The organism is Lysinibacillus sp. FSL M8-0337 (assembly GCF_038593855.1).
Classification (GTDB): domain Bacteria; phylum Bacillota; class Bacilli; order Bacillales_A; family Planococcaceae; genus Lysinibacillus; species Lysinibacillus sphaericus_D.
Genome location: NZ_CP151996.1, coordinates 4,410,931 through 4,427,215 on the forward strand (window position 1 = coordinate 4,410,931; position 16,285 = coordinate 4,427,215).

Annotated in this window: 17 protein-coding genes and 1 other annotated feature; all 17 genes read right to left on the bottom strand. The window is 39.7% G+C overall.

From position 1 onward, the window contains the following. Positions 1-30: 30 nt before the first annotated feature. Positions 31-501, bottom strand: a complete 471-nt coding sequence (gene rpsG / locus MKY08_RS21560) for a 30S ribosomal protein S7 (protein ID WP_024364378.1) — start codon at positions 499-501, stop codon at positions 31-33. Positions 502-650: 149 nt separating this feature from the next. Further along, positions 651-1,070: a 30S ribosomal protein S12 gene (gene rpsL, locus MKY08_RS21565; RefSeq protein WP_010860613.1), complete on the bottom strand. Its 420-nt coding sequence runs from the start codon at positions 1,068-1,070 to the stop codon at positions 651-653. A gap of 98 nt (positions 1,071-1,168) precedes the next feature. Continuing rightward, positions 1,169-1,417 carry a ribosomal L7Ae/L30e/S12e/Gadd45 family protein gene (locus MKY08_RS21570; protein WP_024364379.1) on the bottom strand — a complete coding sequence of 83 codons (249 nt, stop codon included), beginning with the start codon at positions 1,415-1,417 and terminating at the stop codon, positions 1,169-1,171. A gap of 135 nt (positions 1,418-1,552) precedes the next feature. Beyond that, positions 1,553-5,239 (bottom strand): DNA-directed RNA polymerase subunit beta', encoded by a 3,687-nt coding sequence (gene rpoC, locus MKY08_RS21575; RefSeq protein ID WP_069514322.1) that lies wholly within the window; start codon positions 5,237-5,239, stop codon positions 1,553-1,555. A 199-nt stretch (positions 5,240-5,438) separates the two neighbouring features. After that, a complete protein-coding gene (rpoB, locus tag MKY08_RS21580; protein ID WP_176723245.1) occupies positions 5,439-9,014 on the bottom strand; it encodes a DNA-directed RNA polymerase subunit beta in 3,576 nt (1,191 codons plus the stop codon). Positions 9,015-9,255: 241 nt separating this feature from the next. Further along, a complete protein-coding gene (locus tag MKY08_RS21585) occupies positions 9,256-9,858 on the bottom strand; it encodes a class I SAM-dependent methyltransferase (RefSeq protein ID WP_069514314.1) in 603 nt (200 codons plus the stop codon). Positions 9,859-9,932: 74 nt separating this feature from the next. Then, the gene (gene rplL, locus MKY08_RS21590) at positions 9,933-10,292 is read right to left on the bottom strand and encodes a 50S ribosomal protein L7/L12 (protein ID WP_010860618.1); all 360 of its coding nucleotides are present in this window, start codon (positions 10,290-10,292) and stop codon (positions 9,933-9,935) included. 73 nt (positions 10,293-10,365) lie between these two features. After that, positions 10,366-10,866: a 50S ribosomal protein L10 gene (rplJ, locus tag MKY08_RS21595; RefSeq protein ID WP_024364383.1), complete on the bottom strand. Its 501-nt coding sequence runs from the start codon at positions 10,864-10,866 to the stop codon at positions 10,366-10,368. A gap of 32 nt (positions 10,867-10,898) precedes the next feature. Then, positions 10,899-11,045 (bottom strand) — a sequence feature (ribosomal protein L10 leader region). A gap of 57 nt (positions 11,046-11,102) precedes the next feature. Then, positions 11,103-11,801, bottom strand: a complete 699-nt coding sequence (gene rplA / locus MKY08_RS21600) for a 50S ribosomal protein L1 (RefSeq protein ID WP_024364384.1) — start codon at positions 11,799-11,801, stop codon at positions 11,103-11,105. Positions 11,802-11,919: 118 nt separating this feature from the next. Beyond that, entirely contained in the window at positions 11,920-12,345 is a 426-nt protein-coding gene (gene rplK / locus MKY08_RS21605; protein ID WP_004233593.1) for a 50S ribosomal protein L11, read from the bottom strand. 231 nt (positions 12,346-12,576) lie between these two features. Beyond that, positions 12,577-13,110 carry a transcription termination/antitermination protein NusG gene (gene nusG, locus MKY08_RS21610; RefSeq protein WP_069514311.1) on the bottom strand — a complete coding sequence of 178 codons (534 nt, stop codon included), beginning with the start codon at positions 13,108-13,110 and terminating at the stop codon, positions 12,577-12,579. A gap of 312 nt (positions 13,111-13,422) precedes the next feature. Next, complete coding sequence (gene secE / locus MKY08_RS21615) at positions 13,423-13,608, bottom strand: preprotein translocase subunit SecE (RefSeq protein WP_004233589.1); 186 nt, start codon at positions 13,606-13,608, stop codon at positions 13,423-13,425. Positions 13,609-13,656: 48 nt separating this feature from the next. Then, entirely contained in the window at positions 13,657-13,803 is a 147-nt protein-coding gene (gene rpmG, locus MKY08_RS21620; protein ID WP_080653390.1) for a 50S ribosomal protein L33, read from the bottom strand. A 77-nt stretch (positions 13,804-13,880) separates the two neighbouring features. Continuing rightward, entirely contained in the window at positions 13,881-14,528 is a 648-nt protein-coding gene (sigH, locus tag MKY08_RS21625; RefSeq protein ID WP_024364386.1) for an RNA polymerase sporulation sigma factor SigH, read from the bottom strand. A 68-nt stretch (positions 14,529-14,596) separates the two neighbouring features. Further along, positions 14,597-15,109, bottom strand: a complete 513-nt coding sequence (locus MKY08_RS21630; protein WP_024364387.1) for an NYN domain-containing protein — start codon at positions 15,107-15,109, stop codon at positions 14,597-14,599. A 2-nt stretch (positions 15,110-15,111) separates the two neighbouring features. After that, on the bottom strand, positions 15,112-15,864 hold the full coding sequence (rlmB, locus tag MKY08_RS21635; RefSeq protein WP_069514308.1) for a 23S rRNA (guanosine(2251)-2'-O)-methyltransferase RlmB: 753 nt from the start codon (positions 15,862-15,864) through the stop codon (positions 15,112-15,114). Continuing rightward, positions 15,864-16,283 carry a Mini-ribonuclease 3 gene (locus MKY08_RS21640; RefSeq protein WP_069514306.1) on the bottom strand — a complete coding sequence of 140 codons (420 nt, stop codon included), beginning with the start codon at positions 16,281-16,283 and terminating at the stop codon, positions 15,864-15,866. The genes rlmB and MKY08_RS21640 overlap by 1 nt, the downstream gene beginning before the upstream one ends. Positions 16,284-16,285 lie beyond the last annotated feature (2 nt).

The window sequence follows — 16,285 nt, forward strand, 5'->3', positions numbered from 1 at the left end:
CTTCCATATTGGGCTTATGCTATGTTTAGATTACCAACGGTAGTGAGCGAATGCTTTGTTCGCTTCTGCCATTTTGTGCATATCTTCACGTTTCTTAACTGATGCACCAGTGTTGTTAGAAGCATCTAGAATTTCGTTAGCTAAACGCTCTTCCATAGTTTTTTCACCACGAAGACGAGAATAGTTAACTAGGTAACGAAGACCTAAAGTTGTACGACGTTCTGGACGTACTTCAACTGGCACTTGGTAGTTAGAACCACCAACACGGCGAGCGCGTACTTCAAGAACTGGCATTACGTTGTTTAGAGCAGCTTCGAATACTTCAATTGGATTTTCACCAGAACGTTCTTTAACTAGTTCGAACGCACCGTATAAAATCTTTTGAGAAGTACCTCTTTTACCATCAACCATCATTTTATTGATTAAACGAGTTACTAGTTTTGAATTATAAATTGGATCTGGTAACACGTCACGTTTGGAAACAGGACCTTTACGAGGCATGTGTTTTCCTCCTTTCGAATAATTATCGATTTTTTTTATAAACTTCGCCTAAAATGTCGTTATCACTACATTTCCACATCAGCTAGCATGATTGAAAATCGGTGATACCAACATCAGGCTCGTTATTCATTAACACTTAGCGTGTTAAATTATTTTTTTTCTTTAGGGCGTTTTGTTCCGTATTTAGAACGTGATTGTAAACGACCGTTTACACCAGCTGTATCAAGAGCACCACGTACGATATGGTAACGAACACCCGCTAAGTCTTTTACGCGTCCGCCACGGATAAGAACAACACTGTGCTCTTGTAAGTTGTGGCCTTCACCTGGGATATAAGCTGTAACCTCAATTTGGTTAGTTAAACGCACACGAGCGTATTTACGTAACGCTGAGTTTGGTTTACGAGGTGTCATTGTACCTACACGAGTACAAACACCACGTTTTTGAGGAGACTTAACATCAGTTAAAGATTTTTTAAATGAGTTATATCCTTTGTTTAACGCTGGTGATTTTGATTTCGTGATTTTAGATTGACGAGGCTTACGTACTAATTGGTTAATTGTAGGCATCGGTTTTTCCTCCCTTCATTCATTCACTATTAATACCACACATCCAGGTGGTTCATTTTTTGGGTAAAAACAAAGTCTTTGTGTTTTATACACAAAAACTAATCTACAGCAATAGCAACTACCGCAGCTCCAACATGGATTCCACAGGCTTTGCCCAGTTCCTTTTTGGACTCGACAAGAATAACTGGTATACCGATTTCTCTCGCGAAAGATATGGCCGAATCGGTTACCCAATTGTCTGCATCAAGTGCCACAAAAAGCTCTTTCACTAAACCAGCTTGCATTGCTTTTACTGCTTGCTTTGTACCAATGATTGTTTGACTAGCCCTTACTTTATCATAAGACATTTTCATATCCTCCGAAGTACAGACAGTTAACTATCAACCTTCAATATATTATCATTATCAATTTCTACTGTCAACTAATATCTTTAAAAAGTCCGAAGAGATGCGCTTTGTCATCTCTTCGGAGCTTTCTTTTAGTTATTCAGCAGAAACTAGATCTTCTGCGTCAAGCTCATCTTTTTCAATGCGGATTTGACGGTAACGTTGCATACCAGTACCTGCAGGAACAAGTTTACCGATAATTACGTTCTCTTTTAATCCTAGAAGTTCATCACGTTTACCTTTAATTGCAGCATCCGTTAACACACGAGTTGTTTCTTGGAATGATGCAGCAGATAAGAATGATTCTGTTTCTAATGAAGCTTTTGTAATACCTAGAATTACAGGGCGACATGTTGCAGGATTTTTGCCGTTTAGCACAGCATCTGCATTTGCCTCTGAGAATTGGTGGATATCTAATAATGAGCCTGGTAATAATTCTGTATCACCAGCTTCAATTACGCGCACTTTACGAAGCATTTGGCGTACCATTACTTCAATGTGTTTGTCTCCAATTTCTACCCCTTGCATACGGTAAACTTTTTGTACTTCTTTTAGTAAATATTCTTGAACTGTTGAAACGTCTTTTACTTTTAATAATTGTTTTGGATCGATAGAACCCTCTGTTAATACTTGACCACGTTCGATTGCGTCACCTTCGATGACTTTTAGACGTGCATTATAAGGCGCTTGGTATTTACGAGTTTCTACATCACCTTGAACGGTAATTTCTTTTAGACCTTCACGGATTTCAGTGATATCTGACACCGTACCAGCAATCTCTGAAATAACAGATTGACCTTTTGGATTACGTGCTTCGAAAATCTCTTGGATACGTGGAAGACCTTGTGTAATATCGTCTCCAGCTACCCCACCTGTATGGAATGTACGCATTGTTAACTGAGTACCTGGTTCACCGATTGATTGAGCCGCAATAATACCAACTGCTTCCCCAACTTCTACTTTTTCACCAGTTGCTAAGTTCATGCCGTAACATTTTTTACATACACCATGTTTTGTATTACATGTAAATGCAGAACGGATTGTTACTTCTTCGATACCAGCTTCCGTAATAATACGAGCGATATCTTGGTCGATTAAGCCGTCTTTTTCTAAAATAACATCGCCTGTTTCTGGATGGAAAATCGTTTTCTTCGTATGACGACCAACAATACGTTCGTCTAACGCTTCGATTAGTTCTGTACCTTCCATTAACGCTCCGATTGTTAAGCCACGGTCTGTTCCACAGTCATCTTCACGCACAATAACATCTTGTGCAACGTCTACAAGACGACGTGTTAAGTAACCTGAATCGGCAGTTTTTAGGGCTGTATCGGCAAGACCTTTACGCGCACCATGTGTTGAGATGAAGTATTCCAATACTGTTAAACCTTCACGGAATGAAGACTTGATTGGAAGTTCGATAATACGACCAGCCGGGTTGGCCATCAGACCACGCATACCTGCTAACTGTGTAAAGTTAGATGCGTTACCACGGGCACCTGAGTCAGACATCATGAAGATTGGGTTTGTTTTCTCAAGCGACTTCATCAGTTTTGATTGAATTTCATCTTTCGCTGCACTCCAGCTAGAGATAACACGGTCATAACGCTCTTCTTCTGTGATGAAACCACGGCGGAATTGCGCTTGAACTTTATCTACTTTCTCTTGTGCTTCAGCTAAGATCTCACCTTTATCTGGTAATACCACGATGTCAGATACACCAACAGTGATACCAGCGCGAGTTGAATATTTGAAACCTAAGTTTTTCATACGGTCAAGCATTTTAGATGTTTCAGTAATATGGAAACGTTTGAACACTTCTGCAATGATATTTCCTAAGAATTTCTTGCGGAATGGGTTTACAACAGGTACAGATGCAAAGTATTTGCGAAGGACCGCTGAACGTTGTGCGTCAACTTTACCTTTTTCATCTAATTGATTGTAAGCAGCATCTGCTTCAAGCTCTGCTAGAGTTTCTTCGTCAATTGTTAAGTTTACGAAGTATTTATCTGGTGTTACTTGCTCTAAATTGAAATCAGTCGGTTCATTAATGAACGGGAATGATTCAGGCAAGATTTCGTTAAAGATTACTTTACCAACCGTTGTTAGTAAGAACATATTATTTTGTTCTTCTGTAAACGTTGGATTGTGCAGTGAACTTGCTTTGATCGCGATACGAGTATGCAAGTGAACATGGCCAGTATCATATGCGATTAGCACTTCGTTTGGTCCATAGAAAATTGAACCTTCACCACGAGCATTTTCGCGCTCAAGTGTTAAATAATAGTTACCTAATACCATGTCTTGAGATGGTGTAACAACTGGTTTACCATCTTTCGGGTTTAGGATGTTTTGTGCAGCAAGCATTAGAAGGCGAGCTTCAGCTTGTGCCTCTGCTGATAATGGTACGTGAACCGCCATTTGGTCACCATCGAAGTCAGCGTTGTAAGCTGTACATACTAACGGGTGAAGACGAATTGCACGACCTTCAACTAGTGTTGGTTCAAATGCTTGGATACCAAGACGGTGAAGTGTCGGTGCACGGTTTAATAGTACCGGATGCTCACGGATAACATCTTCTAAAACGTCCCATACGTCGTTGTTTAAACGTTCGATTTTACGTTTAGCAGATTTAATATTATGTGCAAGACCACGTTCTACTAATTCTTTCATAACGAAAGGTTTAAATAGCTCAATCGCCATTTCCTTCGGTAGACCACATTGGTACATTTTTAAGTTTGGACCTACTACGATAACGGAACGACCAGAATAGTCAACACGTTTACCAAGTAAGTTTTGACGGAAACGACCTTGTTTCCCTTTCAGCATATGCGAAAGTGATTTTAACGGACGGTTACCTGGTCCAGTTACAGGACGACCACGACGACCGTTATCGATTAATGCATCAACTGCTTCTTGTAACATACGTTTTTCGTTTTGCACGATAATGCTTGGTGCACCAAGATCTAATAAACGTTTTAAACGGTTATTACGGTTAATTACACGACGATATAAATCGTTTAAGTCAGAAGTTGCAAAACGACCACCATCTAGTTGAACCATTGGACGAAGCTCCGGTGGAATAACAGGCAGTACATCTAAAATCATCCACTCTGGAGAGTTACCTGAGTTACGGAATGACTCTACCACTTCAAGACGTTTAATCGCACGTGTACGGCGTTGACCTTGTGCAGATTTTAACTCTTCTTTTAAAGAATGCGTTTCATCTTCAAGATCGATTTTACCAAGAAGCTTTTTAATTGCTTCTGCACCCATTGCAGCTTCGAATGTGTTACCGAATTTTTCACGGTATGCACGATACTCTTTTTCAGAAAGTAATTGTTTGCTTTCTAAGTTTGTAGCACCTGGTTCGATAACAACGTAAGATGCGAAGTAAATTACTTCTTCTAAAGCACGTGGAGACATATCTAAGATAAGACCCATACGGCTTGGAATACCTTTGAAGTACCAAATATGAGAAACTGGGGCTGCTAATTCGATATGACCCATACGTTCACGTCGAACTTTTGCACGTGTTACTTCAACACCACAACGGTCACAAACTACGCCTTTATAACGAACGCGTTTGTATTTACCACAGTGACATTCCCAGTCTTTCGTAGGACCGAAAATACGTTCACAGAATAAACCATCTTTTTCTGGTTTTAATGTACGATAGTTAATTGTTTCTGGTTTTTTTACTTCACCATATGACCAAGAACGAATCTTGTCAGGGGAAGCTAAACCAATTTTCATATATTCAAATTCATTAACGTCTATCAAGGAGCCTACCTCCCTCTAGTTATAGGTCTTTATAAAGACTCTTTTACGCAGCTCGACAATCGTTTGCCAAAATACTTTTGACAAAAGATTAAAAATAGATTGTTTTCATTCGTAAAGAAAGTCGGGCAGGGCGTTAAATCCTGCCCGACTAATTTGAAAAATAAGTTTGACCATATTCACACGAATGTGAACTTATCCATTATTCAAAAGACTCTACTGGCTCTTCTTCTGTTTCTGGCTGTGGCGCAATGTTAAGTGCGTCAGCAGGTTGAAGATCTTCTTCTTCGTCTAGATCGCGAAGCTCTACTTCTTCATCATTGATTGTTAACATCTTAACATCCATACCAAGAGACTGAAGTTCTTTAATCAATACTTTAAATGATTCTGGAACGCCTGGCTCTGGAACGCTTTCACCTTTAACGATAGCTTCGTATGTTTTCACACGACCAACAACGTCATCAGATTTAACAGTTAAAATTTCTTGAAGTGTGTATGCAGCACCATATGCTTCAAGTGCCCATACCTCCATCTCACCAAAGCGTTGTCCACCGAACTGCGCTTTACCACCAAGTGGTTGTTGTGTAACAAGTGAGTAAGGACCAGTTGAACGTGCGTGAAGTTTATCATCAACCATGTGTGCAAGTTTGATCATGTACATAATCCCTACAGATACACGGTTATCGAATGGTTCACCTGAACGTCCATCATACAGGATTGTTTTACCGTCACGGTTCATCCCTGCTTCTTCCATTGTTTCCCACACATCTTCTTCGTTGGCACCATCAAATACTGGCGTTGCCATATGAACACCCAAGTAACGAGAAGCCATACCTAAGTGTAGTTCTAAAACTTGTCCGATATTCATACGAGAAGGTACGCCTAGTGGGTTTAACATGATATCGACAGGAGTTCCATCTGGCATAAATGGCATATCCTCTTCCGGTAAGATACGAGAGATAACCCCTTTGTTACCATGACGTCCGGCCATTTTGTCCCCAACGCGGATTTTACGTTTTTGAACAATGTAAGCACGAACTAATTGGTTAACACCTGGTGGTAACTCGTCGCCGTCTTCACGGTTAAATACTTTCACGTCAAGGATGATACCGCCCGCACCATGTGGTACGCGTAATGAAGTATCACGAACTTCACGTGCCTTTTCACCAAAGATTGCGTGTAATAAGCGCTCTTCAGCCGTTAACTCAGTAACCCCTTTAGGCGTTACTTTACCTACAAGAATATCACCATCGCGTACTTCCGCACCGATACGGATAATACCACGTTCGTCTAAGTTACGAAGTGCATCTTCCCCAACGTTTGGAATGTCACGTGTAATTTCTTCAGGTCCTAATTTTGTATCACGAGATTCTGATTCATATTCTTCAATATGAACTGAAGTATATACATCGTCTTTTACAAGGCGTTCACTCATGATAACAGCATCCTCATAGTTGAACCCGTTCCAAGTCATGAATGCAACAAGTACGTTACGACCTAATGCAAGTTCACCTTTTTCCATTGATGGACCGTCTGCTAAGATATCACGAGGTTTCACACGTTCGCCAACTTTTACAAGTGGACGTTGGTTGTATGAAGTACCTTGGTTTGAACGAATGAATTTTTGTAATTTATATTTTGTTAAATCGCCTTTAACTTCTTTACCGTCGATTGTTTCAATGCGGCGTACGTGGATTGAACGAGCTTCTACATGCTCAACAATACCATCGTATTTTGCTACTACAGCCGCACCTGAGTCACGCGCATCTACGTGTTCCATACCAGTTCCGACGAACGGAGCTTCTGGATTTAAAAGAGGAACCGCTTGACGTTGCATGTTGGCACCCATAAGCGCACGGTTAGAGTCATCGTTTTCTAAGAATGGAATACATGCAGTCGCTGCAGAAACTACTTGTTTAGGCGATACGTCCATATAGTCCATTTGTGACTTGTTGAAAACAGTATTATCCCCACGGAAACGACCTACAACTTCATCGTTTACGAATGTACCATCAGGATTTAATAGTGAGTTCGCTTGCGCTACATAGTAGTTATCTTCTTCGTCAGCTGTTAAGTAATCAATTTGATCTGTTACTTGGCCAGTTTCGTGGTCAATACGACGATATGGCGTTTCGATGAAACCAAATTTATTTACTTTAGCGAAAGAAGATAATGAGTTAATTAAACCAATGTTTGGACCCTCAGGTGTCTCAATAGGACACATACGACCATAGTGAGAATAGTGAACGTCACGCACTTCGAAACCAGCGCGTTCACGTGTTAAACCACCAGGTCCTAATGCAGATAGACGACGTTTGTGCGTTAACTCTGCCAGTGGGTTTGTTTGGTCCATGAATTGAGATAATTGAGAGCTACCAAAGAATTCTTTAATAGATGCAATTACTGGACGAATATTGATTAATTGTTGCGGTACGATAGCGGCTGTATCATTGATAGACATACGCTCGCGCACTACACGTTCCATACGAGATAAACCGATACGGAATTGATTTTGTAATAATTCACCAACAGAGCGTAGACGACGGTTACCTAAATGGTCAATATCATCTGTTGCCCCTACTTGGTAAAGTAAGTTGAAGAAATAACTTACTGAAGATAGGACGTCAGCAGGTGTAATGTTCTTCACTTCTTCGTCAATGTAGGCATTGCCAATTACATTGATTTCTTTTTGAGCTTCATCTTTTGGAGCATAAATTTTAATAGATTGGATTGTTACGTCATCTTCAAGTACTCCGCCAACTTGTGATAAAGTGCGGTAGCCAATGCCTTTAGAAGAATCCTCTAGGTAAGGTAAAATCTTATCTAAAGTACGACGATCTAGCACAGTGCCCTTCTCTACTAAAATTTCGCCTGTTTCTGGATCAACAAGCGTTTCAGCAATCGTTTGGTTGAATAAACGATTTTTGATGTGAAGCTTTTTGTTCATTTTGTAACGACCAACATTCGCTAAATCATAGCGTTTAGCATCGAAGAAACGAGAGTATAATAAACTTTTCGCACTTTCTACTGTTGGTGGCTCACCTGGACGTAAACGCTCGTAGATTTCTAAAAGTGCTTTTTCTGTACTTTCAGAGTTATCTTTTTCTAGCGTATTACGTAAATACTCGTTATCACCGATAATATCGATAATTTCTTGATCTGAACCGAAGCCTAGTGCGCGAAGTAACACTGTTACTGGTAGCTTACGAGTACGATCAATACGTACATATACTACATCTTTCGCGTCAGTTTCATATTCTAACCAAGCACCACGGTTTGGAATTACTGTTGCACCGAAGCCTTTTTTACCGTTTTTATCAGTTTTATCATGGAAATACACACTTGGTGATCGAACTAATTGCGAAACAATAACACGTTCAGCACCATTGATAATGAACGTACCTGTTTCTGTCATTAATGGGAAGTCACCCATAAATACATCTTGCTCTTTCACTTCGTCTGTTTCTTTGTTGTAAAGACGTACTTTCACACGTAATGGAGCTGCGTAAGTAACATCTCGCTCTTTACACTCATCGACATCGTACTTAGGATCACCTAATGAATAATCGATGAATTCTAATGAAAGATTACCTGTAAAGTCCTCGATCGGCGAAATGTCACGGAACATTTCACGTAAACCTTCTTCAAGGAACCACTCGTAAGACGCCGTTTGAATCTCAATCAGATTTGGAAGCTCAAGCACCTCTTTAATACGCGCAAAGCTTCTACGCTGGCGGTGTTGTCCGTACTGAACTAGTTGACCTGTCAACTCATTCACCCCTCAATAAAGCGATATTAGGTCTTTGCAAAATCATCCAAATAGTGTATGATTTCGAAAGACAAAAAGAAAACGAGTCTTCAAAAGATCTCATTTTCGGTTAACTAAACTTATCTTGGCAAGTATACCCATATTAAATCATTCATATACCAAAAGGGCACACGACCTCAAAATAATATTTTTGCATTGTATCATATTATCATAGCCGTTTTGTCAAGTCAATATTTTATACATATTTCATTTATTTTTTTGCACGCACTATCCAGTAGCCTTTTTTCTTTTCCACAATATCGACTTCAGAAAATTTTTCCTCTAAATAGCTAACCGTTGATGGTGCACCTTGCTTCTTCTGAATCACTACCCATAGCTCTCCAGAAGTCACTAACTTATCATACGCACCGTCGTAAAAGCGGAAAACCGTTTCCTTTCCTGCGCGAATTGGAGGATTGGTTAAAATAGCTGCAGCTTTCGCCTCATCATCAACATTCGATAGTCCGTCACTTACAAATATTCGTACATTTTGAACACCGTTTACTTGCGCATTTTTTTGTGAAAGCGCAACTGCCCGCTCATTAATATCCATCATGAATACTATTCGCTCAGGATTTGTTTTGGCAATAGACAACCCGATTGGTCCATACCCACAACCTACATCGAAAATAGCACCATCCACATCTGGCATTTGAAACGCATCTATTAATACACGGGATCCAAAATCTACTTCGCTTTTACTAAATACACCTGCATCCGTTTCAAAGGAAAACGTATGCCCAAGTAACTTGAACGTCCAGTGACGAGGTTTACTTTCAGTTTGAGGCTTACTTGTATAATAGTGATCTGACATTTTCACGCCTCCTCAGAATGAAGAAAAAGCTCGCCATAATGACGAGCTTCCTTTTGTATAAAAGTAATACGAGATTACTTAACTTCTACAGATGCGCCAACTTCTTCAAGTTTAGCTTTGATTTGTTCAGCTTCATCTTTAGAAACGCCTTCTTTAAGAGCTTTAGGAGCGTTATCTACAACTTCTTTAGCTTCTTTAAGACCTAAACCAGTGATTTCGCGAACCACTTTGATTACTTTAATTTTTTCAGCACCAGCAGATGCTAATACTACGTCGAATTCTGTTTTTTCTTCAGCTGCAGCAGCACCGCCAGCAACTACTGCTACTGGAGCAGCAGCTGTTACACCGAATTCTTCTTCGATAGCTTTTACTAAATCGTTTAATTCAAGAACTGTCATAGCTTTGATAGCTTCTAAGATTTGCTCTTTGTTCATTATAATTTCCTCCTAATTGGATATGTTTTAGTTTTTTTGCGGTCAAGCCGCGGAAGTTATGCTACGTAAGAAATTACGCGCCTTGTTCTTCTTTTTGTTCTGCAACAGCTTTTGTTGCAAGTGCGAAGTTGCGCACTGGAGCTTGAAGTACAGATAAAAGCATTGAAAGAAGACCTTCGCGTGATGGAAGTTCTGCAAGTGCTTTAACATCTTCAACAGAAGAGATTGCACCTTCAATAATACCTGCTTTAATTTCTAAAGCTTCGTTTTTCTTAGCGAACTCGTTGATGATTTTAGCAGGAGCTACAACATCTTCAGTTGAGAACGCGATTGCGTTAGGACCAGTTAATACTTCATTGATTCCTTCAACACCAGCAGCTTCAGCAGCACGACGAGTTAAAGTGTTTTTGTAAACTTTAAACTCAACACCAGCTTCACGAAGTTGTTTACGAAGTTCAGTCACTTGTGCAACGTTAAGACCACGGTAATCCACTACTACTACAGAAGCAGCGCTTTGGAATTTTTCAGTGATTTCTTGCACTTGAGATTGTTTGTTTTCGATTGCTTTGCTCATGATGACACCTCCTATTAGAATGGGTCATTTATACCGACAAAAGAAAAGCCTCTGAGTCATATAGACACAGAGGCTGAAAGTCATCATCTTTAAAATAAGAATCCGAATTCCGATGTCCTCGGTAGGAACATTAAGTGACAAGTCACTCCTACTGTCTACGGTACAAATGGATGATTCACAACAGCATCCATCATACCAAAGATGCGGATAGCTGTCAACCGATTTATATAAATAAATTATTTTACTACTACGTTAGCAGCGTCAATTTTAACAGCTGGGCCCATTGTAGTTGTAACATTTACAGATTTCATGTAAGTACCTTTAGCTGCAGCAGGTTTTGCTTTTTGAACAACGTCAAATACAGTTAAGAAGTTTTCTACAAGTTTTTCTGTTGCAAAAGAAACTTTACCGATAGGAGCGTGGATAATACCAGCTTTGTCAGCGCGGTATTCTACTTTACCAGCTTTGATTTCTTCGATTGCTTTTGTTACGTCAAATGTAACTGTACCAGTTTTAGGGTTTGGCATTAAGCCTTTAGGTCCTAATACGCGACCAAGTTTACCAACTTCACCCATCATGTCAGGAGTTGCTACGATTACATCGAAGTCAAACCAACCTTGTTGGATTTTTTGGATGTACTCTGCATCGCCTACATAGTCAGCGCCAGCAGCTTCTGCTTCTTTAAGTTTTTCACCTTTAGCGAAAACTAATACGCGTTGAGTTTTACCAGTACCGTTTGGTAGCACTACTGCACCACGGATTTGTTGGTCGTTTTTACGAGTATCGATTCCTAAACGGAAAGCAACTTCTACAGTAGCGTCGAAGTTTACTGTGCTAGTTTTTTGAGCAAGTTCGATTGCTTCTTGTGCGCCGTATACGTTGTTACGGTCGATTAATTTCGCTGCATCTTGCAGTTTTTTACCTTTTTTAGCCATTATATATTTCCTCCTTGATTGTGGTTATAGCGGATTTTACCTCCCACGAATAAAGGTTGCGCGTTCACAAAGAAACTCCGCAACCTTCCAAAAAACAAAAACATCAAGTAAATGGGAATTAGTCTTCGATAACAATACCCATGCTTCGTGCAGTACCTTCAACCATTAACATAGCAGCTTCAACTGAAGCAGCGTTAAGGTCTGGCATTTTAGTTTCAGCGATTTCGCGAACTTTATCACGTTTAACCGTTGCAACTTTTTTACGGTTTGGTTCACCAGATCCAGATTGGATACCAGCTGCTACTTTAAGTAAAACTGCTGCAGGTGGAGTTTTCGTAATGAAAGTGAATGAACGGTCCTCGAATACTGAAATTTCAACTGGAATAATAAGACCAGCTTGATCAGCAGTACGCGCATTGAACTCTTTACAGAATCCCATGATGTTCACACCTGCTTGACCTAATGCAGGACCAACCGGTGGAGCTGGGTTTGCTTTACCAGCAGGGATTTGAAGTTTAACAACTTTAATAACTTTTTTAGCCACGAGACACACCTCCTTAAGTCCGTGATGTGGTAATTGGGTTGCCCCTCCCACTCAATATCTGTCTGTCAGCTAAGTGCCGATAACATTAAAATTATCATTACAGACGTCAACCGAAGTTTGACAGTCTGACCTTTGAAATGATACCACTTTTAATTTTTTTAAGCAAGTAGTAATTAACAAAATTTGCGATATACGCTCAACCATACACGAATTAGTTACTAGAATTTTAAATTATAATTTTTGAATTTGCTCAAAATCCAGTTCCATAATTGTTTCGCGACCAAACATATCTACAGATACTTTCAGTTTTCCTTTTTCAGCGTCAATTTCTTCAACACGCCCTTGGAAGTGTGCAAACGGTCCTTCTAATACTTCAACCGCTTCACCAACTGTGATATCAATTTCAACAACTTTTTCTGTCATGCCCATTTGTTGTAATAAACGATCCGCTTCCTCTGGTAATAGAGGTGTTGGTTTTGCTCCACCACCTGATGAACCGATAAAGCCAGTTACTCCTGGTGTATTACGTACAACATACCAAGAATCATCTGTCATAATTAGTTCTACTAGGACATAACCAGGGAAAACTTTACGCATCATTGTGCGCTTTTTGCCGTCTTTCATTTCTGTTTCCTCATGCTCAGGCACGATAACACGGAAGATTTTATCTTGCATTCCCATTGTTTCAACACGTTTTTCTAGGTTTGCTTTTACACGGTTCTCATACCCTGAATACGTATGAACAACATACCAATTTTTCTCCATAACTGCTAGGACTACTCGTCCGTCCCTCCCTTACTAATAAAAGTGAAAATGATCGCGATATGCAATTTTGCATCCTTTATTCTTTTCACAAGCTTCTCAATAGAAAAACATAGCTTTCGCCATAGCAAGCGAAAGCCCGATGATAAATACCTAATTAGCATAGTCATCTATCGCTACCAACATACTTTTACTAGTAGCACGCTTATCATAATGAGAACATTTTACTGCTCTTTACTTCATAAAACAAACGAAAAAACCCGTTATTGGAAAGGACGGGCTATTTTCAAAAGTATTAACATGCTCTTTTCTAATTTATAAATCTAAGTACCAGCGGAATAATGATGAAATACCTAAGTCTACTAACACAAAAAATAAAGCCATAATTACTACAGTTGAAATTACAACGACTGTATATTTCGTCAGTTCTTTACTTTTTGGCCAGCTAGTTTTTCGCATTTCCGACATTACGTCGCTGAAAAAACTTTTAATCTTACCCATTCTAGCCTAACCTCCGAATCAATCATATCTGTCTATTTACAAAATATTTTATAGCGTTTGTTTATGCACTGTATGTTCATTGCAATGCGAGCAAAATTTCTTTAATTCGAGGCGTACAGTAGAATCTCCCTTAGCAGGAAATGTGTAATTTCTCGAACCGCATTTTTCACAATTTAGCACGACTTTCTTTGTCATGTAATCACCTTTTTTGGCACTTTGTCTTTTAAAGACTAACACCTAAAATTGTCAATGTCAACAAGGGTAAGTGACCTCTACGACATTTCCTCGAGCACTAAATGACGCTCTAATTTCCGCTTTACTCGTTGCAAAGCATTGTCAATTGACTTCACATGACGATTCAATTTCGCGGAAATTTCATGATAGGATTGCCCATCTAAGTAGAGTGCTAGCACTTGCAGCTCTAATTCACTTAAAATCTCACTCATTTTTTCTTCTAAATAACCAAACTCTTCTCTATGAATCATTAACTCTTCTGGATCATCCATAATGGCACCTGTTAATACATCCATTAATGTACGATCAGATTCCTCATCAAAAATAGGCTTGTCTAACGAAACATAGGAATTGAGTGGAATGTGTTTTTGCCTTGTTGCTGTTTTAATAGCGGTAATAATTTGTCTTGTAATACATAACTCCGCAAAAGCCCGAAAAGAAGCTAGCTTGTCCCCTTTAAAATCACGGACAGCTTTATACAAGCCAATCATTCCTTCTTGTACAATGTCTTCTTTATCAGCGCCAATTAAAAAATAGGATCTCGCCTTTGCTCTTACTAGCAAACGGTATTTTGTAATTAAAAAATCCAACGCATCTGTATTACCTTGATGCACCATTTCAATAAGCTCTTCATCATTGAATCGTTCAAAATCTTGTGTCACTTGTACAATACTATTTTTAAACATGGTATCACCTCAGCTGCAACAGATAATTAGGAACAGTATAACGGAATTGGAAAATATCAGTCAATCAATCATTTCAAACCACGGCGCCACTTTTCAAAAGCGAGTGCCACATCTGGCTTTAGCTCTATGCGTGAAGGTGGCTTGCTATCCTGCTTACGTTTTACATCATGAGAAATTTTATGTTGAATAATGCTTAGATCAATTTCAAGCTCTCTTGCCGATTTGCGTAGTGCACCATTGCCAAAAATAACACTTTGTTCAGCCATATCGGAAGTCGCCACATGAATTTGAATATGTCTTGCTTTTAGTTCTTGTGTCATCTTTTCAATGCGTTCATCTGCTGTTTCATTTTTCCTTGTATAAATAATCTCGACGCCATTTTCTATATAAGATTGCTCCACACCCGGCACAAGATGGGCGTCAAAAACAACTATCACGCGCCACCCTATTGCCGCTTTATATTCAGCCATAAGCTCAATTAGACGCTTACGGGCATCTTCAAAGTTTGTGTCACGTAATGGACGTAGCTCTTTCCAAGCTCCGATCATATTATAACCGTCAACAAGCAAAATGTTCTTCATCGTTAATCATTCGCTTCTTGACGTTTACGGTACACTTCATACATTAAAAGCGCCGCAGCTACAGAAGCATTTAATGATGTGACATGCCCAACCATAGGCAGATGATATAAAAAGTCACATTTCTCTTTTAGCAGGCGCCCCATTCCTTTACCCTCACTACCAATAATAATAGCAAGTGGTAGGGTAGCATCCATTTTACGATAATCCGCAGAGCCTTTTGCATCCGTACCAGCAATCCAGACGCCACGTTCTTTTAACTCATCTACTGTTTGGGCTAGGTTATTAACACGCACGACAGGCACGTGCTCGATTGCGCCTGTCGACGCTTTCGCCACAACGGCTGTTAAGCTCACTGAGCGACGCTTTGGAATAATAATACCATGCACGCCAATTGCATCTGCAGTTCGCATAATAGAGCCTAAATTATGTGGGTCTTCTAACTCATCTAAAATTAAGAAAAACGGATCTTCTTGTTTTTTTTGTGCCGCTGCAAATAAATCGTCTAGCTCTGCATAGCTATATGCTGCTACAGATGCAACTATCCCTTGATGGTTAGCATCTGATAGTTGGTCGACCTTTTTTTTCGGTACAAATTGTACAATGATGCCACGTTCGCGCGCTAAATCAAGCAGTTCATTGACCCCTGATTTTTTTACACCTTCTGCAATCCATACTTTATTCATATCGCGGCCTGAACGAAGTGCTTCTAACACTGGGTTTTTACCGGCAATAATTTCACCATTTTGTTCTGCCATTATTTTGACACTCCTTTTAATTCCTCGATTATTTGAATAGCGTATGCAATGATGGCATAAACGCGTTCTAATTCACCTAGTAAATACAAGCTTCCAAGTACCGCTTCAAAGCCTGAACTATTGCGATAAGTTTGTACATCTGTATTTTTGGGAACAGAACCGGATTTGGCATTGCGTCCACGTCGGAACACTGCCAATTCCTGCTCTGTTAAAAAGTTTTCATCCATCATGCGATGTACAATTGTTGACTGTGCCTTTGCTGATACATAATGCGTTGCTTCTCTATGGAGTGTGTTCGGTTTTACGCGTCCGCTACGCAGTAAATACTCCCGTACCTTCTGTTCTAAAACCGCATCTCCCAGATAAGCAAGCGCTAATGCATTTAATTGCTTCACATCTTCATTTCGGAGTTTATCCAAGT